Raw genomic sequence first — 25794 nt, forward strand, 5'->3', positions numbered from 1 at the left:
CCCGGGCTGCCCTGCGGCCCGCCGGATGACCGGCCCGTCACCGGCCCACCGACGACCACCGGAAATCCGTTTTGGCGAACCGTCGCGGTATCCCATATGCTTCTCACGTCCCCGACGCGCTGACGAAGCGCCCAGGTGGGCCATCAGCCCTCATCGTCTAGTGGCCCAGGACGCCGCCCTTTCAAGGCGGTAGCACGGGTTCGAATCCCGTTGGGGGCACGCAACACCCCGTGCGAGACTTGCTCTCGCACACGCTTGGTCCTGTGGAGCAGTTTGGAGTGCTCGCCACCCTGTCAAGGTGGAGGCCGCGGGTTCAAATCCCGTCAGGACCGCTGCAGCCCTTCCGGGTTGCGTGGCTGGGTAGCTCAGTTGGTACGAGCGTCCGCCTGAAAAGCGGAAGGTCGCCGGTTCGACCCCGGCCCCAGCCACCACGCTGAACAGCGAGTAGGCCCGAACAAGCATCTTGTTCGGGCCTACTCGCTGTTCCCGTGACGCCCCTGGCACCGATCAGCCGGAAAGGCCCGCGTTCAGTCGGCCTCGATCCGAACTCCACCCGGCCCGCTGCGCTCGGTTCTCGCGGCCGCCCCCCACTCGACCCTCTGTACGTTATCGTGTACATCATGAAGACGATGAGTGTCACCGAACTGCGTGCCAGTATCGCCGACGCCCTCGACGCAGTAGAGGACGACGCTGAGGAGCTGGTCATCACTCGGGCCGGGCACGAGCCGATGGTCATCGTTTCGCTCGCCGACTACGAGGCGCTGAAAGAGACCGACTACCTGCTGCGGTCGCCCGCGATGGCCGAGCGTCTGCGCAGGTCCATTGAGCAGGACCGGGCAGGCCGAGGCACCGTCCGCAGCCTGGTGGATCCCGACGACGAGGCCGCACAGGGTGCTGCGTGAAGGTCCTCTTCCTCGACGACGGTTGGAGCGACTACCTGTGGTGGCAGGCCAACGACCGCAAGTTGCTCAAACGAATCAACCAACTGATCGCCGACATCGATCGAAACGGCCACGAGGGGATCGGCAAGCCGGAACCGCTGCGCAACGACCTTTCCGGCTACTGGTCGCGCCGCATCAACTCCGAGCACCGTTTGGTATACCGAACCGATGAGGACGACGTCATCCACGTCGTGGCATGCCGCTTCCACTACGAACGTTGAGGGCGTCCCCCGGGTGGGCACGAGCCCCGGACATCGGGAGCTGCTCGGCGCGGCGACGACTTGGACGCGGACTGTTCCGCGCTCACCCTGCCAGCCCCCGCACGAGCCGGGCCCCGGGTACCGCGTAGGGCCAGGGGGCGGGGGCGCGAGTCCGCCGGGAAACCGGGCCGCCTCCACCGACCGCCGGATCGCCTCCAGAACCAGCTCCTCCGGCCTGCCGTAGTCCTCGCGGCAGGCTCGGCCGTCTCACAGGAGAAGCGCGGCGCCGCGCACCAGCCTGAGGCCGTCAGAACCTGGGCCCTCGCTGCCGACGCCGTCGTCTTGCCGGTCGGCCGGGGCGTGTTTACCACGAAGTACTGGCGCTCATCCACGATCTCGCGGGCCTCGGGCAGCCGTTCCTGGGCCGACACCATGTAGTGACGCGCGTGAGCGCATGGCCCCACCGCGTGAAGTAGCGCACGCCACAAGCTCTGTCCGACGGGACCGACGACGGAGGCCGACGAGCGGAAGCCGGCGAAGCGGTCTCCCCACCGCCCTCGAGCGGTCTCGCCCTCACCGGCGCCCGGAGCGCCCGGTGGAACTCGGTCGCGGGAAATCCGGCGCGGGTGGGATGCTGGAGGACGTATGTCCACTGCGCCTGACCTCACCCTGCCCGCCCTGCTGGAGCGGGTCTCCGAACTGATGCCGCGCGACGAGCGGCGGCTGGGCCGTCGTCTCGACGGTGTCCGGCGTATCCGCAAGCCGGAGGCGAGGGCGGCCGTGCTGGCCGAGATCGCCGGTGACGTCGAGCGTGCGGAGGCGCGGATCGCGGCGCGGCGGGCGGCGGTGCCGCGCGTGACGTACCCCGAGTCGCTGCCGGTCAGCCAGAAGAAGGACGAGATCCTGGCGGCCATCCGCGATCACCAGGTGGTGATCATCGCCGGTGAGACGGGGTCCGGCAAGACGACACAGATCCCGAAGATCTGTCTGGAGCTCGGGCGGGGCGTCAGGGGGCTGATCGGGCACACGCAGCCGCGGCGGATCGCGGCGCGCACGGTGGCCGAGCGGGTGGCGGAAGAGCTCGGGACGTCGCTGGGCGAGGCGGTGGGCTGGAAGGTCCGCTTCACCGATCAGGTCAGGGACACCACACTCGTCAAGCTGATGACGGACGGCATCCTGCTCGCCGAGATCCAGACGGACCGCGAGCTGCGGCAGTACGACACGATCATCATCGACGAGGCGCACGAGCGCAGCCTGAACATCGACTTCCTGCTCGGCTACCTGGCGCAGCTGCTGCCCCGGCGGCCGGACCTGAAGGTGATCATCACCTCCGCGACGATCGACCCGGAGCGGTTCTCGCGGCACTTCGGCCGCTTCGCCTCCCCCGGCCTCCCGGACGGCGACGCGAAGCGCGGCCCGGACGGCGACGCGAAGCGCGGCCCGGACGGCGACGCGAACGGGGCCGAGGACGCGGCCCAGGACGCGAGCCGGGGCGCGGTCGGGCGGGGTGCGCCGATCGTCGAGGTGAGCGGGCGGACGTACCCGGTGGAGGTGCGGTACCGGCCGCTGCTGGAGGAGGACGGCGACGAGGGCGACCGGGACCAGGTCACGGCCATCTGCGACGCGGTGGACGAGCTACAGGCCGAGGGGCCCGGCGACATCCTGGTGTTCCTCTCCGGCGAGCGGGAGATCCGGGACACGGCGGACGCGCTGACCAAGCAGAAGCTGCGGAACACGGAGGTGCTGCCGCTGTACGCACGGCTCTCGCACGCCGAGCAGCACCGGGTGTTCCAGCCGCACGCGGGCCGCCGGATCGTGCTGGCGACGAACGTGGCGGAGACGTCGCTGACGGTGCCGGGCATCAAGTACGTCATCGACCCGGGCACGGCCCGCATCTCGCGCTACAGCCACCGCACGAAGGTGCAGCGGCTGCCGATCGAACGGATCTCCCAGGCGAGCGCCAACCAGCGCAAGGGCCGTTGCGGCCGGACGTCGGACGGCATCTGCGTCCGGCTGTACTCGGAGGAGGACTTCCTCTCCCGGCCCGAGTTCACGGACGCGGAGATCCTGCGGACGAACTTGGCCTCGGTCATCCTCCAGATGACGGCGGCGGGGCTGGGCGACGTCGGGCGGTTCCCGTTCATCGACCCGCCGGACCAGCGCAGCGTCAAGGCGGGCGTGCAGCTCCTGGAGGAGCTGGGGGCGCTGGACACGGCGGCGAAGGACCCGAAGAAGCGGCTGACGGACACCGGCCGCAAGCTGGCGCAGCTGCCGGTGGACCCGCGCCTGGCGCGCATGGTGCTGGAGGCCGAGCGCAACGGCTGCGTCCGCGAGGTGATGGTGATCGCGGCGGCGCTGTCGATCCAGGACCCGCGCGAGCGTCCCGCGGAGAAGCAGCAGCAGGCGGACCAGCAGCACGCCCGGTTCCGCGACGAGAACAGCGACTTCCTCTCGTTCCTCAATCTGTGGACGTACGTCCGGGAGCGGCAGAAGGAGCTGTCCTCGTCCGCTTTCCGCCGTATGTGCCGCGCCGAGTACCTGAACTACCTGCGCATACGGGAGTGGCAGGACATCTACACGCAGGTGCGCCAGGTGGCCAAGTCGCTGGGCGTGACGATCGGGGAGGGCGAGTCGCATCCGGACGCCGTCCACCGCTCGCTGCTCGCGGGTCTGCTGTCGCACGTCGGGCTCAAGGAGGGCACGGCCGAGGGCGGCAAGCCCGCCGGGAAGACGGGCGGAAAGCCGGGCGCGAAGAACGAGTACCTGGGCGCGCGGAGCGCGAAGTTCGCCGTGTTCCCGGGTTCCGCGCTGTTCAGGAAGCCGCCGCGGTGGGTGATGTCGGCGGAGCTGGTGGAGACGTCGCGGCTGTGGGCGCGGGTCAACGCCAGGATCGACCCGGAGTGGATCGAGCCGCTGGCCGAGCACCTCGTCAAGCGCACCTACGGCGAGCCGCACTGGGAGCAGAAGCAGGCCGCGGTGATGGCGTACGAGAAGGTGACGCTGTACGGCGTGCCGATCGTCGCCGGGCGCAAGGTCAACTACGGCCGGATCGACCCCGAGACGTGCCGCGACCTGTTCATCCGCAACGCTCTCGTCGAGGGCGACTGGCGCACGCACCACCAGTTCTTCCACGACAACCGCAAGCTGCTCGGCGAGGTCGAGGAGCTGGAACACCGGGCGCGCCGCCGGGACATCCTCGTCGACGACGAGACCCTGTACGACTTCTACGACCAGCGGCTGCCCGAACACGTCGTCTCCGGCGCCCACTTCGACTCCTGGTGGAAGCACAAGCGGCGCGACGAACCGGATCTGCTGAGCTTCGAGAAGTCGATGCTCATCAACGAGCGGGCCGGTCGGATCACCAAGGCCGACTACCCCGACGTGTGGCGGCAGGGCGGGCTGCGGCTCAAGGTGACGTACCAGTTCGAGCCGGGGACGGACGCGGACGGCGTCACGGTCCACGTCCCGCTCCAGGTCCTCAACCAGGTGACCGCGGAGGGCTTCGACTGGCAGATCCCCGGTCTGCGGCTGGACGTCGTCACCGAGCTGGTCCGTTCGCTGCCGAAGCCGATCCGGCGCAACTGCGTGCCGGCGCCGAACTTCGCCGAGCGGTTCCTCGCCGAGTTCGCGACGCCGGCCGACGTCCCGCTGGGCCAGCCGCTCACCGCGGTCCTGGCCAAGGCCCTGCACCGGATGACGGCGGTACCGGTGGCGCCGGAGGACTTCGACTGGGACAAGGTGCCCGGCCACCTGCGGATCACGTTCCGGGTGGTGGACGAGCGCGGGCGGCCGGTGCGCGGGCAGGCGGCGGCCGAGGCCGAGGACAAGGACCTGGAGGTGCTGCGGCTGCGGTTCAAGCCGCAGGCGCGGGCGGCGCTTTCGCGGGCCTTCGAGGCCTCGGCGGGCGGCGGTGGCGGACGGCGCGGCGGGACGCCCGCCAGGACGGGACCGGGCACGGACCAGGGCGACGCCGAGGGCACGCCCAGGGCCGCCGCGACACAGCCACGCACGGGCCTGACGACCTGGACGATCGGCACGCTGGAGCGCACCTTCGAGACCCGCCGCTCGGGCCAGCCCGTCAAGGCGTACCCGGCGCTGGTGGACGACGGCACGTCGGTCTCCGTACGGCTCTTCGACACCGAGGCGGAGCAGCAGGAGGCCATGTGGCGCGGGACGCGACGTCTTATCCGGCTCAACCTGCCCTCCGACCCGGGGAAGTTCGCGCAGTCGAAGCTCTCCAACCAGCAGAAGCTGGCGCTGGCGGCCTCGCCGCACGGCAGCGTGCAGGAGCTCTTCGAGGACTGCGTGAGCGCCGCCACGGACCTGCTGATCGCCGCGCACGGTGGCCCGGCGTGGGACGAGGAGGGCTTCCGCAAGCTCTTCGACGCCGTGCGCACCGACGTCGTCGACGCGACGCTCAAGACGGTCCGGCAGGTGCAGGAGGTCCTCGTCGCGTGGCAGTCGTGTGAGCGGCGGATGAAGTCGCCGCAGCTGGCGCGGAGTGCGACGCTGCTGCCCTCGCTGACCGACGTCCGCGAGCAGCTCGGCGAGCTGGTGTGCCCGGGGTTCGTGACCCGGCACGGCGCGCGGCGGCTGCCGGACCTGCTGCGGTACCTGACGGCGGTGGACCGCCGGCTCCAGCAGCTGCCCACGAACGCGGAGCGCGACCGCAGCCGGACGGCCAAGGTGCGGGAGATGCGGGACGAGTACGCCTGGCTCCTGGAGCAGTTCCCGCCGGGGCGGCCGGTGCCGGCGGCGGCTCGCGAGATCCGCTGGATGATCGAGGAGCTGCGCGTGAGCTACTTCGCGCACGCCCTCGGCACAGCGTATCCGGTGTCGGACAAGCGGATCGTGAAGGCGGTCGACGCTGCCGCCCCGTAGGCCGTCCGCAGCCCGTCCGGTCCCGCCCCGACCAGGGGGCGTTGTGCTCCCTCGGGGAGCGATTCGCACACGTGGGCTGGGCTGCTGTAGAGTCTCGTCTCGCGCCGGTCGAACAGCCGGAGGCACTCCTGGTCCTGTGGAGCAGTTTGGAGTGCTCGCCACCCTGTCAAGGTGGAGGCCGCGGGTTCAAATCCCGTCAGGACCGCACGAGTCGAAGGGCCCGGATTCCCCACGGAATCCGGGCCCTTCGCCGTGTCCTGCGCCTGCCGTGCCGCCGGGTGCGACCGGCCTGATCCGTACGCGCCGTCTTGACGCCCCTACGGAGCGCGAGTACCCCTGCCTACAACGAAGGGGGGCTCTGATGGGGATGACGGAGGGAGGGCGGCGGCACGAGACGGCCGCACTGCTGCGCGCCCATCTGTCGGCCGCCGCCCGCCTGCCCACGGAGGCCCGCTACCGGCATGTGACGCGGCTCTGCCCCGTGTGCCACCGCATCCTGCTGCTCGCCCAGGAGGGGAGCAGCCAGCGGGCGTGGGAGGCCGTCCTGGTGACGAACGAGGCGCAGGCGCGGCAGCCGTCCCCGGCACCGGAGACGGACCCGCCAAGGGCAGCGGACGCCGCACGGGAGAGGGGCCTGCCGCAGAGCCCGGAGGGGCCACGAGCGGCGAACTGGCCGCAGAACCCACGGAACACGAACCGGCCGCAGAAGGAGGCCGAACCCCCGCCCGGCAACGACCTCCCCCGGAGGGCGGATCCGGTGGCGGACCCGACCGCGGCCCAGGCCGCGGCCCCGCCGGCCGGCCCGGCAGCCGTCCCCGCGCCCGACCCGGCGGCCGACAGCGTGCCGACGCCGGACGCGGGCCCGGCGCCGGGGTCACCCCGGGGACGGAACCCGACGCGGGGAGACGGGTGACGAAAGTCCCCGCACGACATGACCGAAGCCACCTCCGGTGAGGCGCCCGAGGTGCCATGGTGGGTGGTGGTGGATGAAGTCGGTCCCGCTCACGGCGAGGCGGACGCCCAAGTTCCACTACAGCACGCGGGCTTGAGGCGGCAAGGACACGGTCATGTGACGGGAGTCACCGAAATGACCACGCGTGGAGTCGACTTTATGCCGTCCCTACATCCACTCAATTTAATATATGCAATTGCACCTACCCCCGAGCAACCCCCACACCATCCTCACCAGGGGCCCCGCAGAGACCGGACGGAGTCCTGATCAGGGCCCGAACGCACGTATCGCGCCGGACCCGGCGGAGTCCGACGCGATACGTCGACGAGCGTGACCGGGCGTCAGGGGGTAGCAGCCCGGGGGGTTTCGTCAGAAGGGAACAGTGCCGGGGCTCAGCCCGGTACGTCCGCTATAGGGTAATTCAGACCTCGCTGCGCTGCTGCGGAATACCCGCGAGAAGCGCGCGCACCTCCGCCTCGCGATAGCGCCGGTGCCCGCCAAGCGTGCGGATCGACGTGAGCTTGCCCGCCTTTGCCCAGCGCGTGACCGTCTTGGGGTCGACACGGAACATGGTGGCGACCTCAGCCGGGGTCAGCAGCGGCTCGGCATCAGGGGTGCGAGCGGTCATGAGCGGCCTCCTCGGGAGAACCGAACCATCACGGTTCTTTCCTCTAAATTCTGCACCTTGACCCGCGTCGCCCGAAATGGCGCACGCGGGTCGAGTCGGTTATAGGACGAACGGCTTGTCCTCGGCACTACAACTACACCATCCGTCCAGCCACGACGGCCAAACCGATGGAATTGCCTTCTCGGGTACGCAACCCCAACGGATGGCAATGGACCATCCCATAACGGACAGTCACGCCCGCGTGACGATACGTCACAAGATGTCACGAGACACCACCGAGGCGAACAAGCAGCGCAGTACCGAAGTATCCGAAGTGTCCGTCCCCAGGAGGACGGAAGGAGACCGTCCCGGACTCCTTGTCCTATTTTGACACGAGGAGTGGGCTTGCGGGCAAGGGGCTCTTTACGCGGGCTTACGTGCTATCCGTCACGCTTGAGCCATTGGCCCGGTTCGGGACCTTGGTCCCCGGGCTTCGTCGGTTCGGACGGCCGCTCCGGCACCCGGCGCCCCCGCGCCCCGGGCAACCCGGGCGCCCCGACCAGGGCGTCAGCTCGCGAACTGGCGCTCCTGCACGGCACGCCAGCGTTCCGTGAGCCGCTCGAAGACCTCACCCGCACGCTCGGTGTCGCCCTCGCGCAGGGCGGCGACGCCCTCGGCCGCCTCCGCGGCGGAGTGGTCCGCCGCGAGGTCTTCCCGAGAGATCGTATGCACGAGGCCGCCATAGTCCAGCTCTACGAGTGAACGAGGGTGGAATTCCTCCAGCCATCGCCCCACATCCACCAGACCGTCGACGAGCGGCCCCTCCTGCACCTCGGCCCGCACGGCCCGCAGGCCGCGGGCGAGCCGGCGGCGGGCCTGGACCATCGGCGTGCGGTAGCGCAGCAGCGGCTCGCCGTCCCCCTCGCCGTACTCCCGCTCGTCCTCGGAGAAGAGCAGGAACCAGCGCACCGGCACGTGCCACAGGGCCGAGCGCAGCCACGGGCGGGCGTCGGGGTTGCGCTCCCGCCAGCGCTCGTAGTCGGCCTCGGCCTGCCGACGGACGACGGGCGGCATGGCGGCCTCCAGCACCGGCGACGGCAGCTCGCGGTCGGCCTCGGCCAGGGCCAGCCAGGCGCGCAGCCGGGTCCGCCACGGGCACACGCACAGCACGCCGCCCACCTCCGCCACGAAGGCGTCCCCGCTCTCCTGCTCCGGGACGGCCACCGGCGGCACCGGGAGCAGCCCGGCCAGGGCGCGGCGCAGCTCGTCCTGCGCACCGGGACGGCGTGCCCGCCGGGCGTAGCGGGCCCAGTACGTGCGCTCGGGTTCGGGGAAGGCCGCCAACGGCTCGTAGACGCGCAGATAGGCCGCGTACGGGACCGGCGGGCCCGTCATGTCACCCACGTTCGCCCTCCTGTCCCGCGCTCTCGACCCCTGCCGGGCGTCCGGCCGGACGGCCCGCGCGCACGGCCGCGCCGCCTCGCGCCCGGCCGGGTACCCGCCGCACGGCGGCCACGCACCGCGCGCGGCCCACTCGCACCGCGCACCGGCCGGTCCGTGCCACTCACGGCCCACCGCCGGTGCCGGAGACACCGACGCCGGAGACGCCGACGCCGACCCCGGTGCGCCATAGTGGCACTCCCCAAGATCGGACAGCCCCACACCCCCGGGGAGGTCGTAGTGTGCTGCACTACAGGCCCTCCCCACCCCCTGGAGGGCGTCCACCGCGACTACAGGAGTCACCACCGTGACTGACGTACGGAGCGCCGCCGTCAACGAGGACGGCGTGCCAGGACAGCAGACCGACGCCGTGCTGGCCGGTCTCTTCCGCTCGGAGCTGGGCGGCCACGAACAGGTCGTCTTCTGCCAGGACCCGACGACCGGCCTGAAGGCCGTCATCGCCCTGCACTCCACCACCCTGGGCCCGGCCCTCGGCGGCACCCGGTTCCACGCCTACGAGGACGCGGAGTTCCCCGAGGCCGCGGCGGCGCGGGACGCCCTGAACCTCGCCCGCGGGATGTCGTACAAGAACGCGCTGGCCGGGCTGGAGCACGGTGGCGGCAAGGCCGTCATCATCGGTGATCCGGAGAAGGTCAAGAGCGAGGAGCTGCTGCTCGCCTACGGTCGCTTCGTCGCCTCGCTCGGCGGTCGCTACGTGACGGCCTGCGACGTCGGCACGTACGTGCGGGACATGGACGTCGTCGCCCGCGAGTGCCGCTGGACGACGGGCCGCTCCCCCGAGAACGGCGGCGCGGGCGACTCCTCGGTGCTGACGGCCTTCGGCGTCTTCCAGGGCATGCGGGCCAGCGCCCAGCACCGCTGGGGCGCCCCGACCCTGCGCGGCCGGAGGGTCGGCATCGCCGGCGTCGGCAAGGTGGGCCACCACCTGGTGGAGCACCTGCTGGAGGACGGCGCCGAGGTCGTGATCACGGACGTGCGCGCGGAGGCCGTGACCCGGGTGCGCACGGCCCACCCGGAGGTCACCGCCGTGGCCGACGCGGACGCCCTCGTCCGGGTGCCGGAGCTGGACGTGTACGCGCCGTGCGCGCTCGGTGGCGCCCTCGACGACGAGACGGTGAAGACGCTCACGGCCTCGGTCGTCTGCGGAGCGGCCAACAACCAGCTCGCCCACCCGGGCGTCGAGAAGGCCCTCGCCGAACGCGGTGTCCTGTACGCACCGGACTACGTGGTGAACGCCGGTGGCGTCATCCAGGTCGCGGACGAGCTCCACGGTTTCAACTTCGCGCGTGCGAAGGCGAAGGCGGAGAAGATCTTCGACACCACGCTGGCGATCTTCGAGCGCGCCGACACGGACGGGGTGCCGCCCGCCGTCGCGGCCGACCGCATCGCCGAGCAGCGCATGGCGGCCGGGACCAGGCTGCCGGGCGCGACGGGCTGACCCGCCGCGCCGACGTCACGTTCCGTGACGGGTGGTGGGGGAGATTTCCCTCACCACCCCCCGGCGGGTCATCCGCTCAGAGCACGGTAAAATGCGCTCTGACCAGCGAAGAATCGGTCACCGGGCGTGCCGGTGACCTGCCCGGTCGCGCGGACGGCGTACCGTACGGGCGCGGAAGCAGGTACCGTTGAAGCTCTAAGAGCCGGTCTCTCGACAGAGAGTCCGCTCTCCACCATGAACGCGTGTCAAGACTCTGGGGCCGTCGAGCCCCGTCGTTGAGGGGGTCGAGCCATGGGGCGCGGCCGGGCCAAGGCCAAGCAGACGAAGGTCGCCCGCCAGCTGAAGTACAACAGCGGCGGTACCGATCTCTCACGTCTGGCCGAAGAGCTGGGTGCAACGCCGGCGCAGCAGCCGCCGAACGGTGAGCCGTTCGAGGACGACGAGGACGACGACCTGTACGCGCGGTACGCCGATCTGTACAACGACGACGAGGACGAGGAGTCCGAAGCGGACGAGTCCTCCAGCCGTCGTCGTGCGTGACACCGACCTTCGGTTAACCACCGCATAAGGGTTTTCGCCTGTGAAGGGCCCCGCATGTGAACGGGGCCCTCAGGCGTGCCCTCGTTCCGTGCGTGGAGCGCAGGCCGTTCCACGCGGACGGTACGGCGTACGGGCGTCTGAGACGTCGCGGCCGGTAGGGATCATCGATCCCGGCCGGCTCTTCGGCGTGCCCGGGCACCGTTCCCCGTGGGGCGTCCGGCGCCGCTCCACGCGGAGCCTGCGACACCGGGCCTGCGACGACCGGGCTTCCGGCAGCCGGGGCCTCCTGGCCCCCGCCGACAGCCGCCTCGGGCCCCGGGGCCCGAGGCACACGGGTGTCGTCAGCTCGCGTAGGAGCCGGTGAGCGTGACGGCGGCGTCCGTCTCGTTCGTGGCCGTGACCGCCGTGGAGACGCTCACGCGGTCCGTGATCTCGCCGGCCACCCAGGCGTCGACGCCGCGGTCGGCCAGCACGCTCAGGGCCGCGTCGGCGGCCTCCCGGGCCACGACGGCCACCATGCCGACGCCCATGTTCAGCGTCCGCTCCAGCTCCGGCCGGGCCACGCCGCCGACCTCGCCCACGGTGCCGAACACCGGGGCGGGCGCCCAGGTGCCGCGGTCCAGGGTGGCGTGCAGCTCGTCGGGGATGACGCGGGCGAGGTTGTTCGCCAGGCCGCCGCCGGTGATGTGCGCGAAGGCGTGCACGTCGACGGTGCGGGCCAGCGCCAGGCAGTCCAGGGAGTAGATGCGGGTGGGCTCGAGCAGTTCCTCGCCCAGCGTGCGGCCGAACTCCGGCACCTCGCGGTCGAGTGCCCAGCCCGCCCGCTCCAGGAAGACGTGGCGCACCAGGGAGTACCCGTTGGAGTGAAGGCCGGAGGCGGCCATGCCGATGACGACGTCACCCGATCGAATGCGTTCCGCGCCCAGCAGCCGGTCGGCCTCGACGACGCCGGTGGCGGCGCCCGCGACATCGTACTCGTCCGGGCCGAGCAGCCCCGGGTGCTCGGCCGTCTCGCCGCCCACCAGGGCGCAGCCGGCGAGCACGCAGCCCTCCGCGATGCCCTTGACGATGGCAGAGATCCGCTCGGGCACGACCTTGCCCGCGCAGATGTAGTCGGTGAGGAAGAGCGGCTCGGCGCCGCACACGACGATGTCGTCCACGACCATCGCGACCAGGTCCTGCCCGATCGTGTCGTGGACGTCCATCCGCTGGGCGACGGCGACCTTCGTGCCGACGCCGTCCGTCGCGGAGGCGAGCAGCGGACGCTCGTAGCGCTTGAGCGCCGAGGCGTCGAAGAGGCCGGCGAAGCCGCCGAGGCCGCCCAGCGACTCGGGGCGCTGCGCCTTGCCCACCCACTCCTTCATGAGCCGGACGGCGTGGTCCCCCGCCTCGATGTCCACCCCGGCGGTCTTGTAGGAAACGGGCTCGGTGGATGCGCTCTCGTGGGCGGCAGCCTCAGTCATGTCTCTCCGTACGCGGATTGCGCGAGGTCACGCGGGGTTGTGCGGACCCCGGGGGGCCGGGGGTGGTTCGGAAGCGGGTGGCCCGGAGCGGAGTCACCCGGGCGGTCAGGGACGGCGCAGGGCGTCGGAGGCGCCGGGGCCGGTCAGCAGGGTGCGGACGCCGTCGGCGTCCGGGCGCACCGTGGTCTCGGACTCGGACTCGAGGATCTGCTTGCCCAGCAGCTCCGGGTCGGGCAGCTCCATCGGGTACTCCCCGTCGAAGCAGGCCCGGCACAGGTTCGGCTTGGCGATCTTCGTGGCCTCGATCATGCCGTCGATGGAGATGTAGGAGAGCGAGTCGGCGCCGAGCGACGTCCCGATCTCCTCGACGCTGAGCCCGTTGGCGATCAGCTCGGCGCGCGTCGCGAAGTCGATGCCGAAGAAGCAGGGCCACTTGATGGGCGGCGAGGAGATGCGCACGTGCACCTCGGCGGCGCCCGCCTCGCGCAGCATCCGCACCAGGGCCCGCTGGGTGTTGCCGCGGACGATCGAGTCGTCCACGACGACCAGCCGCTTGCCGCGGATGACCTCCTTGAGCGGGTTGAGCTTCAGCCGGATGCCGAGCTGGCGGATCGTCTGCGAGGGCTGGATGAAGGTGCGCCCCACATAGGAGTTCTTGACCAGACCCGCGCCGAACGGGATGCCGCTGGCCTCCGCGTAGCCGATCGCGGCGGGGGTGCCGGACTCGGGCGTGGGTATGACCAGATCGGCCTCGGCCGGTGCCTCGGCGGCCAGGCGCCGGCCCATCTCGACCCGGGAGAGGTAGACGTTGCGGCCCGCGATGTCGGTGTCGGGGCGGGCCAGATAGACGTACTCGAAGACGCAGCCCTTGGGCTTCGCCTCGGCGAACCGGCTGCTGCGCAGCCCGTTCTCGTCGACCGCGATCAGCTCGCCGGGCTCGATCTCCCGGATGAAGGAGGCGCCGCAGATGTCCAGCGCGGCCGTCTCGCTGGCCACGACCCAGCCGCGCTCCAGCCGGCCGAGGACCAGCGGGCGGATGCCCTGCGGGTCGCGGGCGGCGTAGAGGGTGTGCTCGTCCATGAAGACGAAGGAGTAGGCGCCCTTGACGCGCGGCAGGACGCGCGGGGCCGCCTCCTCGACCGTGAGCGGCTTGCCGTCCTCGTCGGTCTGGCCCGCGAGGAGCGCGGTGACGAGGTCGGTGTCGTTGGTGGCCGCGACCTGGTTGGCCCGGCCGGAGCGGCCGTCGGCCAGCGCGGCGACCATCTCGGCCAGCTCGGCGGTGTTCACCAGGTTGCCGTTGTGGCCGAGGGCGATCGAGCCGTGGCCGGTGGCGCGGAAGGTGGGCTGGGCGTTCTCCCACACCGAGGCGCCCGTGGTGGAGTACCGGGCGTGCCCGACGGCGATGTGGCCGCGGAGCGACCCCAGCGACGTCTCGTCGAAGACCTGGGAGACCAGACCCATGTCCTTGAAGACGAGGATCTGCGAGCCGTTGCTCACCGCGATGCCCGCGGACTCCTGACCTCGGTGCTGTAGCGCGTACAGCCCGAAATAGCTCAGCTTGGCGACCTCTTCACCGGGTGCCCAGACACCGAAGACCCCGCAGGCGTCCTGCGGGCCCTTCTCGCCGGGGAGGAGATCGTGATTGAGTCGACCATCGCCACGTGCCACGACACCGAGTCTAGTGGCGTCGGCCGGCGGCGGAGAACCACACGACCGAGAAGCCGACGCTGACCTGCGCGGACTGCGAATCCTACGAGACGGATCTCACGGCCGGTCTGTCGCATCCTCCACGCCCGCGTCCGCAGGAGCCGCGCCCGCAGGGCCCCGGTCCCCCGCGCGGCCTCCCGGTCGCGCGGGAGGGTCAGGCCAGGACGGGCAGGTGGGCGGAGAGGTCGGCGCGGGCGCCGGTCGCGTTGACCGCGTGCGCGCCCACCGCGCGGCTCCACGCCAGCCGGCCGGTGGCCAGCCGCAGCCAGGTCAGCGGGTCCGTCTCGACGACGTTCGGCGGCGTGCCCCGGGTGTGCCGGGGGCCCTCCACGCACTGGACGACGGCGAACGGCGGCACCCGCAGCTCCACCGCCCCGCCGGGCACCTTCACGGCCAGGGCGTCGGCCAGCGCCCGGACGGTCGCGGCCAGGGCGTAGCGGTCGAGCGTGACGGGGGCGCCGAGGGCGCGGGCCAGGTCGTCGGAGTGGACGATCAGCTCGACGAGCCGGGTCACCGCGAAGTCCAGCGCCCTCATCGCCCCGAAGCGGTGCGGCAGGAGGACGTCCTCCCGGACGGCCATCTCCAGCACCGGCTCCAGCTCCTCGATGGCCGCGTCGATCGCGGCGGCGACGCCCTCCGGGGTGGTGATGGAGGCGGTGGCCTCCCGGGTGCGGGCGTCCAGCTGCCCGGAGATCCCGGCCGTGGACAGCGCCCAGGCGCTGAGGCTCGTCTCCGGCCGCCGGGCGGTCGGCGCGGGTTCGGCCAGCAGCCGCGGCACGGCGTCGATCTGGCCGGCCAGGTGGACGAGGAGGTGCCTGACGTCCCATCCAGACAGCGCGGTGGGGCGGGCGAGCTGTTCGGCCGTGACGCCGTGCGCTGCGGCGCGGACCGTCTCGGCCTGCGCGGCGAGCGCGTTGCGCACCCGGAGGGGATCGTAGGCGCGGGGCTTACGGGAGGCTGCTGACGGCATGGCAGGAGCGTAACGGCCACCGCCCCCGCTCCCCGGTCGCCATAGGCAGAGCCGGTGCCGTGTGCCAGGATTCCGGCATGGCAGGCATCGCGGAACGTCATCTGGCGGAAGACGAGGAACTGGTGCACGTCACCCGTCAGCACTGGACGGAGATGGTCAGCGAGTTCCTGCTGCTGTGCCTGGTGTGGCTGGTCGCGGGGCTGCTGCTGTGGGCCGTCCCCTCGGGGGAGGACTGGAGCGACGGCGCCGTCTACGTCGTCCTGGGCGCGGCGGTGCTCGCCTCGCTGTGGTGGTGGCTGATCCCGCTGCTGACATGGCGTTCGACGCTGTACATCCTGACGACGAAGCGGATGTACAAGCGCTCGGGGTTCCTGACCAAGTCCGGCCGTTCGATTCCACTGGTCCGGGTGAACGACGTGTCCTTCCGGGCGAACCTGTGGCAGCGGATCATGCGCTACGGGACGCTCACCATCCAATCCGCCTCGGAGCAGGGTCTGATGACCCTGCGGCACGTGCCGGACCCGGAGGGGCTGAAGGCGATGATCTACCGGCAGGTCGACGAGGAGCAGCGCGGCGGCACCGACGCGTTCCCGCCTCCCCTGCACTGAGCCGCCCCGCCGGGCCCCTCCAGCAGGGACGCCCTTCTCGCCGGGACGCTGCGGAGGGCCCGCCCGGACGCCGGGCGGGCCCTCCTGTGCGTGCGTCCGCGCGTTGGGGTCAGCCGAACAGCGCGGGGATGGTGGCCTCGTGCACCGCGCGCAGCTCGGCCAGCGGCAGGGTGAACTGTCCCTGGAGCTCGACCGCGTCGCCGTCGAGGACGCCGATCCGGAGCGCGGGCAGGCCGCGGGCGGCGCACATGTCGGTGAAGCGCAGCTCCTCGCTGCGCGGCACGGACACGACGGCCCGGCCGGCCGACTCCGAGAACAGGAACACGAACGGGTCCAGGCCGTCGGGCGTGACCAGTCGGGCGCCGGTGCCGCCGCGCAGGCAGGACTCGACCAGCGCCTGGATGAGCCCGCCGTCGCTCAGGTCGTGGGCGGCGTCGATCATGCCGTCCCGCGAGGCGGAGACGAGGATCTCGGCGAGCAGCCGCTCGCGCTCCAGGTCGACGGCCGGGGGCCGGCCGCCGAGGTGGTCGTGCACGACCTGCGACCAGGCGGAGCCGCCCAGCTCCTCGCGGGTGTCCCCGAGCAGGTAGACGAGCTGGCCCTCCTCGGTGAAGGCCATCGGGGTGCGCCGGGTGACGTCGTCGATGACGCCGAGCACGCCCACGACGGGCGTCGGGTGGATGGCGACGTCGCCCGTCTGGTTGTAGAGGGAGACGTTGCCGCCGGTGACCGGGGTGCCGAGGGTCTGGCAGGCGTCGGCGAGCCCGCGGCAGGCCTCGGCGAACTGCCACATGCCCGCCGGGTCCTCCGGTGAGGGGAAGTTGAGGCAGTCGGTGACGGCGAGCGGGGTGGCGCCCGTCGCGGCGACGTTGCGGTACGACTCGGCCAGGGCGAGCTGGGCGCCCGCGTAGGGGTCGAGCTTGGCGTAGCGGCCGTTGCCGTCGGTGGACACGGCCACGCCGAGGTTGGTCTCCTCGTCGACGCGGATCATGCCCGAGTCCTCGGGCTGGGCCAGGACGGTGTTGCCGAGCACGTACTTGTCGTACTGCGAGGTGATCCACGACTTGTCGGCCTGGTTGGGCGAGCCGACGAGCTTGAGGACCTGCTCGCGCAGTTCCTCGGCGTTGGCCGGGCGGGCGAGCGCCTCGGCCGCGTCGGCCCGCAGGGCGTCCAGCCACTCGGGGCGGGCCATCGGGCGCTCGTAGACCGGGCCGTCGTGGGCGACGGTGCGCGGCGGGACGTCGACGATCTGCTCGCCGTGCCAGAAGATCTCCAGCCGCTCGCCGTCGGTGACCTCGCCGATCACGGTGGCCGTCACGTCCCACTTCTCGCAGATCGCGAGGAAGCGCTCGACCTTCTCCGGCTCGACGACCGCGCACATGCGCTCCTGCGACTCGCTCATGAGGATCTCCTCGGGCGAGAGGGTCGCGTCGCGCAGCGGCACGTCGTCCAGCTCGACGCGCATGCCGCCGGTGCCGTTGGAGGCCAGCTCGGAGGTGGCGCAGGAGAGCCCGGCGGCACCGAGGTCCTGGATACCGACGACGAGCTTCTCGGCGAAGGCCTCCAGGGTGCACTCGATGAGGAGCTTCTCCTGGAACGGGTCGCCGACCTGGACGGCGGGCCGCTTGGAGGGCTTGGACGAGTCGAAGGTCTCCGAGGCCAGGATGGAGGCGCCGCCGATGCCGTCGCCGCCGGTGCGGGCACCGTAGAGGATGACCTTGTTGCCGACGCCGCTGGCCTTGGCCAGGTGGATGTCCTCGTGCTTCATCACGCCCACGCACAGGGCGTTGACCAGCGGGTTGCCCTGGTAGCAGGAGTCGAAGACGACCTCGCCGCCGATGTTGGGCAGGCCCAGGCAGTTGCCGTAGCCGCCGATGCCGGCGACGACGCCGGGCAGCACGCGCCGGGTGTCGGGGTGGTCGGCGGCGCCGAACCGCAGCGGGTCCATGACGGCGACGGGCCGGGCGCCCATGGCGATGATGTCGCGCACGATGCCGCCGATGCCGGTGGCGGCGCCCTGGTAGGGCTCGACGTAGGACGGGTGGTTGTGCGACTCGACCTTGAAGGTCACCGCGTAGCCCTCGCCGACGTCGACGACGCCCGCCTGTTCACCGATGCCGACGAGCAGCGCGTCGGAGTGCGGGGCCTTGTCGCCGAACTGCTTCAGGTGGACCTTGCTGCTCTTGTAGGAGCAGTGCTCGGACCACATCACCGAGTACATCGCCAGCTCGGCGCCGGTGGGGCGGCGGCCGAGGATCTCCCGGACGCGCTGGTACTCGTTCTCCTTGAGCCCCAGCTCGGCCCAGGGCTGGGCGGCCTCGGGGGTCTCGGTCGCGTGCTTGACGGTGTCGAGGGTCATCGTGCGTCCACCAGCGTCTTGAGGGCGGAGGTGAAGAAGCCGAGGCCGTCGGTCGTGGGGCCGGTGAGGGCCTCGACCGCGTGCTCGGGGTGCGGCATGAGGCCGACCACGTTCCCGGCCTCGTTGGTGATCCCGGCGATGTCGCGCCGCGAGCCGTTGGGGTTGCCGTCCAGGTAGCGGAAGACGACGCGGCCCTCCGCCTCCAGCGCGTCGAGCGTGCGCTCGTCGGCGACGTAGCCGCCCTCGCCGTTCTTCAGCGGGACGGTGATCTCCTGCCCGGCGGCGTAGTCGCGCGTCCAGGCGGTGTCCGCGTTCTCGACCCGGAGCCGCTGGTCACGGCAGATGAAGTGCAGGTGGTCGTTGCGGGTGAGCGCGCCGGGCAGCAGGTGCGACTCGCACAGCACCTGGAAGCCGTTGCAGATGCCGAGGACGGGCATACCGGCCCTGGCCTGCCCGATGACCGTCTCCATCACCGGCGAGAAGCGGGCGATGGCGCCGCAGCGCAGGTAGTCGCCATAGGAGAAGCCGCCCGGCAGGACGACGGCGTCGACCTGGTGCAGGCTCTTGTCGCGGTGCCACAGCTTCACCGGCTCGGCACCGGCGATGCGGACGGCCCGCAGCGCGTCGGTGTCGTCCAGGGAGCCGGGGAAGGTCACCACCCCGATCCGCGTCGTCATGCCGGGGCACCTTCCTCGGCGGGCTCCTCCACGCGGACGGTGAAGTCCTCGATCACGGTGTTGGCCAGGAAGGTCTCGGCCATTTCGCGGACCCGGGCGAGGACGGCGTCGTCCACCGGCCCTTCCACGTCCAGCTCGAAACGCTTCCCCTGACGCACGTCCGTGATGCCCTCGAATCCCAGCCGCGGCAGCGCGCGCTGCACGGCCTGTCCCTGGGGGTCGAGGATCTCCGGCTTGAGCATGACGTCGACTACGACGCGAGCCACAGGTACTCCCGGTGGTGTTGGTGCTTGGCTGCCCGGTGCCGCGTCCGCCGGGGGCGTCGGTGACCCCTCGGTTCCTGCGCGACCGCAGGTTCAGCGTACCGGGCGGGAGAATCTACGCGAGTAGATATCTCTGCCCATTTATCACGTTCACATCTCGGGACGCGGAAACCCTGCACGCGCCGAGCGGAGAAACGTAGGGTCCGATTGCGGCCGGACACGCGAAGCGAATTTCCCGGGCTTCTTTCCCGGCCCGCATAATGCGATGATGTCGGTCAGACAACGGAATAAGCGGTATCCACTCATCTCGCACGCGCGACGTCCCCGCATGTCAGCGCGGATTTGAACACCGCTCGCCGAACTCATGACGAGGAAGGACCCATATCCGTGGCACAGCGTGTTGTGGTCACACTCTCCGACGATCTGGGAGGCGGTGAAGCCGCTGAGACGGTCACCTTCGGGCTCGACGGGAAGTCGTACGAGATCGATCTCAACACGGCAAACGCCAAGAAACTGCGCGGCGCCCTCGCCCCCTATGTGCGGGCCGGCCGCAAGCGCTCGAAGTCGGGGAAGACGTACCAGCGCACGTCCGTCGCACCCAACCCGCAGACGGTCCGCGCCTGGGCCCGCTCCCACGGGTACGACGTCCCCGCGCGCGGCCGCATCCCGAAGAAGGTCTACGAGGCGTTCACGGCGGCGAGTTGAGCCGAGCCCCCGGCCGGCGCCGGACGGCGTCGGCCGGTACCGGACGTCCGGCCCGGGGAGCGGGAGCGCACTGCGGAGCCGGAGCCCGTCCTGGACTTGCACGATCCCCGGGGTGATCCGCTACAGTCTGGAGCACGCCGCGAGGGCGGGCCGGAAAGGCCCGAAATCGCAGGTCACGCGGGTGTAGCTCAGTAGTAGAGCGCCCTCTTTCCAAGAGGGAGGCGCAGTGTGCAATCCCTGTCACCCGCTCCGCGTACTCAAGTGGTCCAAGCGATCAGGTAGAGTAGCTGCTGCGCCACCCGGTGAAAGCCGAGTGGATGCGTGCGGACGTAGCTCAGTTGGTAGAGCGCAACCTTGCCAAGGTTGAGGTCGCGAGTTCGAGCCTCGTCGTCCGCTCCGGAGTGAGAAGCCCCGGCCCAGTTATCAGCTGGCCGGGGCTTCTCGCATTTCACGCCCTGCTTCACTTCTCTCTCCTCCCCGGCCCTCCCCGTCCCAGGTCCAGGTTTTCGGCGGGTGTGACCTCCGGCACTGCACACCCCCGCCGCCGACGGGGAGGCTGGCTCGATGCGAGCGGAACACGCGATCGAGGCGGAAGGGCTCTGGCGGCGCTACGGCCCCGGGGGAGCGGGCGGGTTCGACGCCGTGCGCGGGCTGGACCTTACGGTGGGGCACGGCGAGTTGTTCGCCCTGCTCGGAACCAACGGCGCGGGCAAGACGTCCACCGTCGAGCTGCTGGAGGGCCTCGAACGCCCGGCCCGGGGCCGCGTCCGCGTCCTCGGGCACGACCCCCACGCCGAGCGCCGGGCCGTCCGCCCGCGCATCGGCATCATGCTCCAGGAAGGCGGCTTCCCCGCGGAGCTGACCGTCCGGGAGACGGCCCGCATGTGGGCCGGCGTCACCACCGGAGCGCGCCCGCCGGCCGAGGCGCTGGAGCTCGTCGGGCTCCAGCAGCGCACGGGCGTGCGGATCAAGCAGCTCTCCGGCGGTGAACGGCGCCGCCTCGACCTCGCCCTCGCCCTGCTGGGCAGCCCCGAGGTGCTGTTCCTGGACGAGCCGACGACGGGCATGGACCCGGAGGGCCGCCGCGACACGTGGCGACTGGTGCGCGAGCTGCGAGCGGAGGGCACCACCGTCGTCCTCACCACCCACTACCTCGACGAGGCCGAGGAGTTGGCCGACCGGCTGGCGATCATGCGGGGCGGCCGCATCGTCGTCGCGGGCACCCCGGCCGAGGTCACCGCCGCCCGGCCTTCCCGCATCCGCTTCACCCTGCCCGAGGGGGTGGCGGCCGAGCGGCTGCCCCTGCCCGCGACCGCCACCGTCGAGGGCGCCCTGGTGGAGATCCGCACCCGGAACCTCCAGGGGGACCTGACCGAACTGCTGCTGCGGGCCCGGCGGGAGGACGTCGCCCTCCTTGGCCTGGACGCCCGGTCGGCCTCGCTGGAAGAGGCGTTCCTCGACATCGCCCGCGGCCGGGACGAGGACCCTCCCGCCAACGGTTCCGGACACGACGTCGAGCGGGAGAAGGCGGAGGTGACGGCGTGAACACGACCGTTCCGGGACGGATGCGCGCCCTCGGCCGGGCCGAGCTGACGCTGCTCCTGCGCAACCGCAGCGCGGTGTTCACCGCCCTGCTGGTGCCCCTCCTCCTCGTCCTCACGTTCCGGATGTCCCTGTCCGACTCCCTCGTGGAGGCGACCGCGCTCAGCGCGGGCGGGCTGGTGCTCTCCGGCGGCCTGGGCGTCGTCCTCGTCATCGCCGTCTACGCGAACCTGGTCTCCGCGTACGTCGCGCGGCGCGAGGAGCTGGTGCTCAAACGGCTGCGCACGGGCGAGTCCTCGGACGTGGAGATCCTCGGCGGCACCGCCCTGCCCTCGGTGCTCATCGGTCTCGTGCAGTGCCTGCTGCTGGTCGCCGCCGGGGTGGCGGTGGTCGACATGCCCCTGCCCGGACGCCCCGACGTGCTGCTCCTCGGGCTGCTGCTCGGGACGGTGATGATGACCGGTCTGGCCGCCGCGACCTCCACCCTGACCCGGAGCCCGGAGAGCGCCCAGATCACGGTCATGCCCCTGATGATGCTCTCCTTCGTCGGCTCCGGGCTCATGGTGCCGCTGGAGGCCATGCCGGACGCCGTCGCCGACGTCGCCCGGCTGCTGCCGCTCACCCCGGTCGTGGAGCTGATCCGGTACGGCTGGCTCGGCGAGGGCACCGGCGGCGACGTCGCGCTCGCGCTGGCCCTCGCGGTGGCCTGGACCGGGTTCGCGGCGTTCGCCGTCCGCCGCTGGTTCCGCTGGGAGCCGCGCCGCTGATCCCTCGCACCCCACGCGGAGGCGGCGCGTCCGGCCCTCGCCCGACCACCGGGAACGCGGCGGCACGGGGCGTGGCCGATGGCATATACTCGGCTCCGCGCCGTGGGGCGCAGGCGGACGTAGCTCAGTTGGTAGAGCGCAACCTTGCCAAGGTTGAGGTCGCGAGTTCGAGCCTCGTCGTCCGCTCCGCAGGTCAAGGGCTCCGGCTGTGCCGGGGCCCTTCGCCGTGATCGCCTTCGGCACTACCCTGGCGGGACGACGCCCGATGACACCGCGGACACCCGGCGTCACCGCATCTGAGCGCCCTTGGAGTCACCTTGGCCTGTGATCTCTGGTTGGTCCCCCTCGTCGACGTGCTGTGCCACAGCCCCGACAACCCGCTGGCCGAGGAGATCGCCGTCTTTGACCAGGCGCTGCACCGCGCCGGGCTGCCACCCGTACCGGTGCACGGGTACATGCCGGGGCTGTCCGGGGACGTGGCGCCCGTCGCCGGGTTCGACTACGACGCGCTGCACTTCCTGCGCCGTGCCTACCTGCTCCAGCTCCACGGGCTCCAGGTGACGCCCGTGGACTCCCTCGGCGGGGACTACGAGCAGCTGTTGGAGATGTTCGAGGACACGGCCCGCCGGTCGCACCTGGTGTGGCACTACGACCACGCGGGCGCCTACGTCCCCGTCGACTTCGCGGAGCCGCTGACCGGCGAGGAGCTGGAGGAGTCCGGCGGGCCGCTCGGGTCCAGCCAGGGGCTGCTGCGCGAACTGCACGCGGTGGCCCCGAGCCTCGGGCTCGACCCGGACAACCCGCCTCCCGCCCCGCCGGCGCCCACGGGCCCGACGGAGCTGAGCGAGCCCGCCGCCGCACCGCCCCCCGGCTCCGCGGACGGGCCTTTCGCCCGGGAGGTCCACGTCTGGCTCGGCCTGCACGCGGCGGCCACCCGCAGTCTCGCCCAGGGCTCGATGATCCTCTTCTCGTAGAAACGCCCCGGCACGGGGGCGTGTTCGGCCCGCCGCGCGGGGCCCGGGCGGGGTCAGCGGGGGTTTTCCGGGGGGCGCTGGCGGGGCATGTTGGGGCGGGCACCCGGGGGCGGCACCGGGAAGCGCGGGAGCCCGCCGGGGCCGGACGGCTCGCTGCGGGGGGCCGTCCACCCCGCCGGGGCCGGGCTCTGGGTGAACTGCGAGACCGGGCCGGGCCGGAACGTCACCATCCAGTCGACGGTCTCGACCCGGACGAGCTCCGTCACGTCCTCGGTGAAGCGGCGCAGCATGGTGAGGCAGCGCTCGGCCGCCTCGCCCGCCGAGCCCTCCGTCGGGCCGAGCACCTCGCGCACCGCCTCGGCCGCCCAGTCGTACTGGAGGGTCTCCAGCCTGCGCTGCACCGCCTGAGCAGCGCACAGGTCCCGCATCCAGCCGGCCGTGCAGCCGAACCAGCGGTCGGCGCCGAGGCAGAGCGCGGCCCCCAGCAGGGCGAGGAAGCCCCAGGCTCCCACCCCCGCGAAGACACCGCTCAGTTCCAGGACGGGCAGCACCCCGCCCGCCGCGGCGCCGAGCGCGGCGCCCGTCCGCAGCGCCCGCGCACCGCGGCGCTTCCACGCCCGGTCGGCCAGGTACCAGTCGACGACGGCGAGCGCGCCCTCCTCGACCCACTGGTACAGCTCGTCAAGCCGTTCGGCCGGCTCCCCCCAGTCCCCCAGTGGGAAGGTGCGCCCGAGCAGTTCGCCCCGGCCCTCCCGCCTGCCACCCCCGGGTTGCATTTCCGGCTGACTCACCCGCCACTCCCAACCACAGGACGCTCTCGCACCACACGAAGCACCCTTCCTATCGCGGGAGACAGGGCCAATCAGGGGCTTCGCGGCCGTTTCCGCCCGGAAGTGGCTTGCGGTCAGGTAAGGCATCCCCCGGCGCCTCACCCGAAAGGGTGGGTGACCCGGGGGCCGCCCACTTGCCGCCGGGCCCCGGAGGGGCGCGGGGAACTGCGCGACCGGCCAAGCGGACCGGCACGTCCGCTGTGTGGGACGGGGCACCACCTCGGTTCCGGCCGGTCCGCCGGAAGGCCTTAGGCTTCGGCCCGTGAAGGTCCTCGTCATCGGCGGCGGCGCCCGCGAACACGCCCTGTGCCGCTCCCTCTCCCTCGACCCCGACGTCACCGAACTGCACTGTGCTCCCGGCAACGCGGGCATCGCCGAGGTGGCGATGGCGCACACGGTCGACGTCCTCGACGGCACGGCCGTCGCCGAGCTGGCCGGGGCCCTCGGGCTCGGCTCCGGCGACCTGGTGGTGATCGGACCCGAGGCTCCGCTCGTCGCCGGGGTCGCGGACGCCGTGCGCCGCCGTGGCGTCCCCGTCTTCGGGCCCTCCGCCGAGGCGGCGGAGCTGGAGGGGTCCAAGGCCTTCGCGAAGGACGTCATGGCCGCGGCCGGGGTCCCGACCGCCCGGGCCTACGTGTGCACGACCGAGGCGGAGGTCGACGAGGCGCTGGACGCCTTCGGCCCGCCCTACGTGGTCAAGGACGACGGGCTGGCCGCGGGCAAGGGCGTCGTCGTCACCGAGGACCTGGCCGCCGCCCGGGCCCACGCGCTGGCCTGCGAGCGGGTCGTCATCGAGGAGTTCCTCGACGGTCCCGAGGTCTCGCTCTTCGCGGTGACCGACGGCGAGACGGTCGTCCCCCTCCAGCCCGCGCAGGACTTCAAGCGCGCCTACGACGCCGACGAGGGCCCCAACACCGGTGGCATGGGTGCCTACTCCCCCCTGCCCTGGGCCGCCCCGGGGCTCGTCGACGAGGTGCTGGAGACGGTGCTCCAGCCCACCGTGGACGAGCTGCGCCGCCGCGGCACCCCCTTCTCGGGCCTGCTCTACGCCGGTCTGGCGGTGACCTCGCGCGGTGTGCGGGTCATCGAGTTCAACGCCCGCTTCGGCGACCCGGAGACGCAAGCGGTCCTGGCCCGGCTGAGGACGCCGCTGTCCGGGCTGCTGTACGCCGCGGCCACCGGGGAGCTGGCGGCGTTCCCGCCGTTGGTCTGGAACGAGGGCGCGGCCGTCACCGTCGTCGTCGCGGCGAAGGACTACCCGGCCTCCCCGCGCACCGGGGACCCGATCGGCGGTCTGGACGAGGTGGCGGCCGAGGACGCGCCGGACGCCTATGTACTGCACGCCGGGACCCGGCGGTCGGAGGACGGCCGGGTGCTGAGCGCCGGCGGGCGTGTCCTGTCGGTGACGGCGACCGGCGCGGACCTGGCCGCCGCACGGGAGCGGGCCTACCGCGCGCTGGACCGGATCACTCTGGACGGTTCCCACCACCGCACGGACATCGCCCGGAAAGCGGCGGAGGAGGACATGCGGTAACGGGGCATTCGGGGCACCCACGGCACCTTCCGATGGGCAAGACCTCTCCCCAAAGCCATTCCATCGAGTGAGCGTCGCCCGGTACCTGCTGACGCCGGTACGCACCCCGCACTAGGGTTCCGCGCGGCGGGCACCGAGCGTCGCCGGCGCTCGGTCGTCATGTGGTCGGCGCGTGACCGCCACGCGGCCAGGAGCCTCGTGGTCGGCGCGTGGCCGCCGCCGCGCCGTGGGCGTCGCGACAGCGTCGCCGCACGTCGCGCCACGTCCGCACGCTCGACGACGTGGCACATCCACGTGGCGCCCGGGCCAGTCGATCGACTGGCCCACCGCACATTGCGATGTCGGAGCCCGGTGCGACAGTGGGTGCATACCGAG

At 72.0% G+C, this 25794-nt stretch carries 21 protein-coding genes and 7 tRNA genes; 19 read left to right on the forward strand and 9 right to left on the reverse strand.

Annotation, left to right across the window (positions count from 1 at the left end):
- Positions 1 to 146: 146 nt before the first annotated feature.
- The 8 genes from O7609_RS11310 (at position 147) to O7609_RS11345 (ending at position 6935) form a co-directional block, all read left to right on the forward strand.
- Positions 147 to 219: transfer RNA gene (locus tag O7609_RS11310), tRNA-Glu, on the forward strand.
- 38 nt (positions 220 to 257) lie between these two features.
- Positions 258 to 332, forward strand: a tRNA-Asp gene (locus O7609_RS11315).
- 22 nt (positions 333 to 354) lie between these two features.
- Positions 355 to 431: transfer RNA gene (locus tag O7609_RS11320), tRNA-Phe, on the forward strand.
- Between the two features lie 189 nt (positions 432 to 620).
- Positions 621 to 902: a type II toxin-antitoxin system Phd/YefM family antitoxin gene (locus O7609_RS11325; protein WP_269743526.1), complete on the forward strand. Its 282-nt coding sequence runs from the start codon at positions 621 to 623 to the stop codon at positions 900 to 902.
- Positions 899 to 1162 carry a Txe/YoeB family addiction module toxin gene (locus O7609_RS11330; protein WP_269734822.1) on the forward strand — a complete coding sequence of 88 codons (264 nt, stop codon included), beginning with the start codon at positions 899 to 901 and terminating at the stop codon, positions 1160 to 1162. The genes O7609_RS11325 and O7609_RS11330 overlap by 4 nt, the downstream gene beginning before the upstream one ends.
- Positions 1163 to 1786: 624 nt before the next feature.
- Positions 1787 to 6022, forward strand: coding sequence for an ATP-dependent RNA helicase HrpA (gene hrpA, locus O7609_RS11335; protein WP_269743527.1), 4236 nt, complete (start codon positions 1787 to 1789; stop codon positions 6020 to 6022).
- A gap of 130 nt (positions 6023 to 6152) precedes the next feature.
- Positions 6153 to 6227: transfer RNA gene (locus O7609_RS11340), tRNA-Asp, on the forward strand.
- A 156-nt stretch (positions 6228 to 6383) separates the two neighbouring features.
- The gene (locus O7609_RS11345) at positions 6384 to 6935 is read left to right on the forward strand and encodes a DUF6274 family protein (protein WP_269743528.1); all 552 of its coding nucleotides are present in this window, start codon (positions 6384 to 6386) and stop codon (positions 6933 to 6935) included.
- Between the two features lie 460 nt (positions 6936 to 7395).
- Here the strand turns inward: O7609_RS11345 and bldC are convergent, their stop codons facing one another.
- Positions 7396 to 7602 carry a developmental transcriptional regulator BldC gene (bldC, locus tag O7609_RS11350; RefSeq protein WP_027749187.1) on the reverse strand — a complete coding sequence of 69 codons (207 nt, stop codon included), beginning with the start codon at positions 7600 to 7602 and terminating at the stop codon, positions 7396 to 7398.
- Between the two features lie 546 nt (positions 7603 to 8148).
- Positions 8149 to 8976 (reverse strand): hypothetical protein, encoded by an 828-nt coding sequence (locus O7609_RS11355; protein WP_269737121.1) that lies wholly within the window; start codon positions 8974 to 8976, stop codon positions 8149 to 8151.
- 352 nt (positions 8977 to 9328) lie between these two features.
- Here O7609_RS11355 and O7609_RS11360 point away from each other — a divergent pair, with 352 nt between their 5' ends.
- A complete protein-coding gene (locus O7609_RS11360) occupies positions 9329 to 10480 on the forward strand; it encodes a Leu/Phe/Val dehydrogenase (protein ID WP_443072095.1) in 1152 nt (383 codons plus the stop codon).
- A gap of 291 nt (positions 10481 to 10771) precedes the next feature.
- Positions 10772 to 11020, forward strand: coding sequence for a DUF3073 domain-containing protein (locus O7609_RS11365; protein ID WP_219094153.1), 249 nt, complete (start codon positions 10772 to 10774; stop codon positions 11018 to 11020).
- 341 nt (positions 11021 to 11361) lie between these two features.
- On the opposite strand, the gene purM is transcribed toward O7609_RS11365, so the two are convergent.
- The 3 genes from purM to O7609_RS11380 form a co-directional block, all read right to left on the reverse strand.
- Entirely contained in the window at positions 11362 to 12483 is a 1122-nt protein-coding gene (purM, locus tag O7609_RS11370) for a phosphoribosylformylglycinamidine cyclo-ligase (RefSeq protein ID WP_269734825.1), read from the reverse strand.
- 105 nt (positions 12484 to 12588) lie between these two features.
- Positions 12589 to 14151: an amidophosphoribosyltransferase gene (purF, locus tag O7609_RS11375; RefSeq protein WP_269734826.1), complete on the reverse strand. Its 1563-nt coding sequence runs from the start codon at positions 14149 to 14151 to the stop codon at positions 12589 to 12591.
- Positions 14152 to 14344: 193 nt separating this feature from the next.
- Positions 14345 to 15160 (reverse strand): maleylpyruvate isomerase family mycothiol-dependent enzyme, encoded by an 816-nt coding sequence (locus tag O7609_RS11380; protein WP_269734827.1) that lies wholly within the window; start codon positions 15158 to 15160, stop codon positions 14345 to 14347.
- A gap of 77 nt (positions 15161 to 15237) precedes the next feature.
- Between O7609_RS11380 and O7609_RS11385 the strand changes: the two genes are divergently transcribed.
- On the forward strand, positions 15238 to 15768 hold the full coding sequence (locus O7609_RS11385) for a PH domain-containing protein (RefSeq protein ID WP_269734828.1): 531 nt from the start codon (positions 15238 to 15240) through the stop codon (positions 15766 to 15768).
- Positions 15769 to 15877: 109 nt separating this feature from the next.
- Here the strand turns inward: O7609_RS11385 and purL are convergent, their stop codons facing one another.
- From purL to purS, 3 genes are read right to left on the reverse strand one after another with little or no spacing between them, the layout of a single operon-like run.
- Positions 15878 to 18127: a phosphoribosylformylglycinamidine synthase subunit PurL gene (purL, locus tag O7609_RS11390; RefSeq protein ID WP_269734829.1), complete on the reverse strand. Its 2250-nt coding sequence runs from the start codon at positions 18125 to 18127 to the stop codon at positions 15878 to 15880.
- A complete protein-coding gene (purQ, locus tag O7609_RS11395; protein ID WP_269734830.1) occupies positions 18124 to 18804 on the reverse strand; it encodes a phosphoribosylformylglycinamidine synthase subunit PurQ in 681 nt (226 codons plus the stop codon). Before purQ ends, purL begins: the two co-directional genes overlap by 4 nt.
- A complete protein-coding gene (gene purS / locus O7609_RS11400) occupies positions 18801 to 19070 on the reverse strand; it encodes a phosphoribosylformylglycinamidine synthase subunit PurS (protein ID WP_219094141.1) in 270 nt (89 codons plus the stop codon). The genes purQ and purS overlap by 4 nt, the downstream gene beginning before the upstream one ends.
- A 384-nt stretch (positions 19071 to 19454) precedes the next feature.
- Here purS and O7609_RS11405 point away from each other — a divergent pair, with 384 nt between their 5' ends.
- The 7 genes from O7609_RS11405 to O7609_RS11435 all read left to right on the forward strand — a co-directional run bounded on the left by O7609_RS11405 (position 19455) and on the right by O7609_RS11435 (position 23055).
- Positions 19455 to 19772, forward strand: coding sequence for a histone-like nucleoid-structuring protein Lsr2 (locus O7609_RS11405; protein WP_269734831.1), 318 nt, complete (start codon positions 19455 to 19457; stop codon positions 19770 to 19772).
- A gap of 177 nt (positions 19773 to 19949) precedes the next feature.
- Positions 19950 to 20021, forward strand: a tRNA-Gly gene (locus O7609_RS11410).
- A 74-nt stretch (positions 20022 to 20095) separates the two neighbouring features.
- Positions 20096 to 20168, forward strand: a tRNA-Gly gene (locus O7609_RS11415).
- A 168-nt stretch (positions 20169 to 20336) separates the two neighbouring features.
- Entirely contained in the window at positions 20337 to 21317 is a 981-nt protein-coding gene (locus O7609_RS11420) for an ABC transporter ATP-binding protein (RefSeq protein ID WP_269734832.1), read from the forward strand.
- Positions 21314 to 22081: an ABC transporter permease gene (locus O7609_RS11425; protein ID WP_269734833.1), complete on the forward strand. Its 768-nt coding sequence runs from the start codon at positions 21314 to 21316 to the stop codon at positions 22079 to 22081. The genes O7609_RS11420 and O7609_RS11425 overlap by 4 nt, the downstream gene beginning before the upstream one ends.
- A gap of 113 nt (positions 22082 to 22194) precedes the next feature.
- A tRNA-Gly gene (locus tag O7609_RS11430) sits at positions 22195 to 22267 on the forward strand.
- A 131-nt stretch (positions 22268 to 22398) separates the two neighbouring features.
- On the forward strand, positions 22399 to 23055 hold the full coding sequence (locus tag O7609_RS11435) for a hypothetical protein (RefSeq protein WP_269734834.1): 657 nt from the start codon (positions 22399 to 22401) through the stop codon (positions 23053 to 23055).
- Positions 23056 to 23108: 53 nt separating this feature from the next.
- On the opposite strand, the gene O7609_RS11440 is transcribed toward O7609_RS11435, so the two are convergent.
- Positions 23109 to 23846: an SLATT domain-containing protein gene (locus O7609_RS11440; RefSeq protein ID WP_269734835.1), complete on the reverse strand. Its 738-nt coding sequence runs from the start codon at positions 23844 to 23846 to the stop codon at positions 23109 to 23111.
- Positions 23847 to 24147: 301 nt separating this feature from the next.
- Here O7609_RS11440 and purD point away from each other — a divergent pair, with 301 nt between their 5' ends.
- A complete protein-coding gene (purD, locus tag O7609_RS11445) occupies positions 24148 to 25419 on the forward strand; it encodes a phosphoribosylamine--glycine ligase (RefSeq protein WP_269743529.1) in 1272 nt (423 codons plus the stop codon).
- Positions 25420 to 25794: the final 375 nt, after the last annotated feature.

The organism is Streptomyces sp. WMMC1477 (assembly GCF_027460245.1).
Classification (GTDB): domain Bacteria; phylum Actinomycetota; class Actinomycetes; order Streptomycetales; family Streptomycetaceae; genus Streptomyces.

What these genes read in the sequence shown, in the direction of transcription:
- O7609_RS11325 (WP_269743526.1), top strand. Translation starts at nt 621, where the DNA reads ATGAAGACGATGAGTGTCACCGAACTGCGTGCCAGTATCGCCGACGCC.
- hrpA (WP_269743527.1), top strand. Translation starts at nt 1,787, where the DNA reads ATGTCCACTGCGCCTGACCTCACCCTGCCCGCCCTGCTGGAGCGGGTC.
- O7609_RS11345 (WP_269743528.1), top strand. Translation starts at nt 6,384, where the DNA reads ATGGGGATGACGGAGGGAGGGCGGCGGCACGAGACGGCCGCACTGCTG.
- bldC (WP_027749187.1), bottom strand. Translation starts at nt 7,602, where the DNA reads ATGACCGCTCGCACCCCTGATGCCGAGCCGCTGCTGACCCCGGCTGAG.
- O7609_RS11355 (WP_269737121.1), bottom strand. Translation starts at nt 8,976, where the DNA reads ATGACGGGCCCGCCGGTCCCGTACGCGGCCTATCTGCGCGTCTACGAG.
- O7609_RS11365 (WP_219094153.1), top strand. Translation starts at nt 10,772, where the DNA reads ATGGGGCGCGGCCGGGCCAAGGCCAAGCAGACGAAGGTCGCCCGCCAG.
- purM (WP_269734825.1), bottom strand. Translation starts at nt 12,483, where the DNA reads ATGACTGAGGCTGCCGCCCACGAGAGCGCATCCACCGAGCCCGTTTCC.
- O7609_RS11380 (WP_269734827.1), bottom strand. Translation starts at nt 15,160, where the DNA reads ATGCCGTCAGCAGCCTCCCGTAAGCCCCGCGCCTACGATCCCCTCCGG.
- O7609_RS11385 (WP_269734828.1), top strand. Translation starts at nt 15,238, where the DNA reads ATGGCAGGCATCGCGGAACGTCATCTGGCGGAAGACGAGGAACTGGTG.
- purL (WP_269734829.1), bottom strand. Translation starts at nt 18,127, where the DNA reads ATGACCCTCGACACCGTCAAGCACGCGACCGAGACCCCCGAGGCCGCC.
- purQ (WP_269734830.1), bottom strand. Translation starts at nt 18,804, where the DNA reads ATGACGACGCGGATCGGGGTGGTGACCTTCCCCGGCTCCCTGGACGAC.
- O7609_RS11420 (WP_269734832.1), top strand. Translation starts at nt 20,337, where the DNA reads ATGCGAGCGGAACACGCGATCGAGGCGGAAGGGCTCTGGCGGCGCTAC.